The following is a 2,592-nucleotide window of genomic DNA, read 5'->3' as shown; positions in this document are numbered from 1 at the left end:
GTTGCTGAGTATTCCGACGGTTTTGAGCCAGTGAATCCGATACGTAGAGCCACATAATCCGAAGTTGAGAGCCATTGGTTTTCAAAAAGAAATCCGCAATAGAGAGCCACTATCGTAAGTATTACAATGAAATTGCGGTAACGCCGTAATACTTACGAAGGGAGGACATATTTATGTCCAAGGAAAAACAAATTTTGCAGCTTCGCACAAAGGGCTATAGCCAGCGAAGAATTGCAGATACCTTGAGGGTATCCAGAAACACAGTAGCAAAGGTGTTTAAGGCATTTGAGAAACATCCGGTTTCCGAGGATTCCTTGAATACCTTAAACGATCAGGAACTTCATCAGCAGTTGTTCCCAGAGGAATCACAAGTGCCGGTTCTTGTTAATCCTGATTACGATTATGTCCATAAGGAACTTCTGAAAAGCGGTGTAACATTAAAGCTTCTATGGGAAGAATATGTGGATACCTGCCGCCGTTCAGAAAAGCCTCCGTACATGTATTCCCAATTCTGCAAACTTTACCAGGAATACGTGAACAAGCACAGTCTTACCCTGCATATCAAACATAAACCTGGAGATAAACTGATGGTGGATTGGGTAGGTACACCCTTGCCTCTTTACGACAAGTTGACCGGGAAAAGCTCTAAGGTTTATCTGTTTGCCGCCACACTGCCATTCAGCATGTACTGTTTTGCAAAAGCCTGTCTTACCATGAAAGAGGAAGACTGGATCAATGTGCATATTAGCATGTATGAGTATTTCGGAGCATCCACCAGATTGCTTATCCCAGATAATCTCAAGACGGGGATACTCAGCAACAAAAAATATGAAGATCCCATCGTTAATCGTGCTTATCAGGAATTAGCAGATCATTATCAGACAGCCATTCTTCCTGCCAGAGTACTCAAACCTAAGGACAAAGCTGCTGTGGAAGGGACTGCGGGACAAGTTACATCCCACATAATTGCCAAACTGCGTAACCGTCAGTTCTTTAATATCAATGAGATGAATGCAGCAATTAGGAAAGAACTGGATCGTTTCAATCACAATGAATTCCAGAAAAGAGAGGGTAGCCGGTATTCTGTATTCATGGAAGAAGAGCTTCCATTCATGCCACCATTGCCCCAATACCCGTATGAGTTTGCACAATGGAAAACTGCTACCGTTCAGCTGAATTACCACATAGCGGTAGATTACCAGAACTACTCGATTCCCTATGAGTACGTCAAGAAAAAAGTGGATGTAAGATACACCAAAAACGTGATTGAAGTCTTCTACAAAGGTTCCCGTATTTGCAGCCACAAGCGAATTTATGGAATGCGTGGGCAGTATTCCACGGTCATTGATCATATGCCCGCAAATCATCAGCTATATAGTGAGTGGGACTCTGCACGTTTCCTGAAATGGGCTACAGGCATTGGGGATTCTACAAAAGATGTTGTGCAGAAACTGTTTGATTCATACCGGGTAGAGGAACAGGCCTATAAGGGCTGCCTGTCCCTGTTGAAACTGGCAGATAAATACTCGCCTGAACGCCTGGAAAACGCATGTAGAATAGCACTTATCCGGATTCCCAGCCCCCGGTATAAAAATATTAGACTGATATTGGAATCCGGTCAAGACAAAAAGGATAAAGGTGCTTCCCAATCACATTTTTCATCATCAGCATCTAACAAGTATGCCTACGTAAGAGGGGCTGGCTATTACGGAGGTGGAAGCCGTGAAGAATGAGACATTAAGAAAGCTGAAGAACATGCGTCTTCCTGCATTTGCTGAAGCTTACCAAAAGCAGGTTGAGAATGAGATAGAGTATCAGTCATTGTCTTTCCACGAAAGGTTAGCGCTATTAGCAGATGCTGAATATGATTCCAGACATAACAACAACATCCGGCGTCTGATTAAGAATGCCAAATTTGTGAACTCATCCGCTTTTCTTGGAAATATTGAGTATCTTCCAGACCGGCATCTGAACCGTGATCTGTTGGAAAGTCTGGCCGATAATGAATTTATCCGTCAGAGTCTCAATGTCATCCTCATAGGGGCTACTGGATCTGGCAAAACCTTTATTTCCAATGCCCTTGGGGTCAATGCCTGTCAGTCAGGTTATAAAACGAGATACATCCGCCTACCTGAACTGTTCAGCGAATTTGAAGCAGCAAGGGTCCAGGGGAAGTATCAACAGCTCATGAAGCAGTATCAAAAATACTCCCTGATGATTCTGGACGAGTTCCTGCTGATTCCCACCTCTGATTCTGAACAGAGAGATTTGCTCGAACTGATGGAATCCCGTTGCGGTCAATCATCTACTATCATCTGTTCTCAGTTTGTCCCTGAAGGTTGGCATGAAAGACTGGGAGGAGGTGCCTTGGCCGATTCCATACTGGATAGAATCATCCCATCAGCATATACCATGATAATTGATGGAGATGTTTCCATGCGTCAGAGAAAACGACGAATACCAGAATAATATGAACATACTTCTGGAGCCATCCTAAGGGGTGGCTCCCACCATCAACACAGTGGCTCTATGTAAAAGATTGAGTGGCTCTTTTTTAGGAGATTAGGTGGCTCTGGAAACTCGTAATATTCA

General features: G+C 43.6%; 2 protein-coding genes. Both read left to right on the top strand.

Annotation, left to right across the window (positions count from 1 at the left end; translation table 11 throughout):
* Positions 1-173: 173 nt before the first annotated feature.
* Positions 174-1,733: an IS21 family transposase gene (gene istA, locus AC15IQ_RS15285; protein ID WP_483177853.1), complete on the top strand. Its 1,560-nt coding sequence runs from the start codon at positions 174-176 to the stop codon at positions 1,731-1,733.
* Positions 1,723-2,469, top strand: coding sequence for an IS21-like element helper ATPase IstB (gene istB / locus AC15IQ_RS15280; protein ID WP_483177854.1), 747 nt, complete (start codon positions 1,723-1,725; stop codon positions 2,467-2,469). The genes istA and istB overlap by 11 nt, the downstream gene beginning before the upstream one ends.
* The last annotated feature ends 123 nt before the right edge of the window (positions 2,470-2,592 follow it).

Source organism: Syntrophomonas sp. DTU019, from assembly GCA_913757435.1.
GTDB lineage: Bacteria > Bacillota > Syntrophomonadia > Syntrophomonadales > Syntrophomonadaceae > DTU019.
The sequence above is the reverse complement of the archived record's forward strand: the minus strand, read 5'-3'. Positions and strand labels throughout refer to the sequence as shown.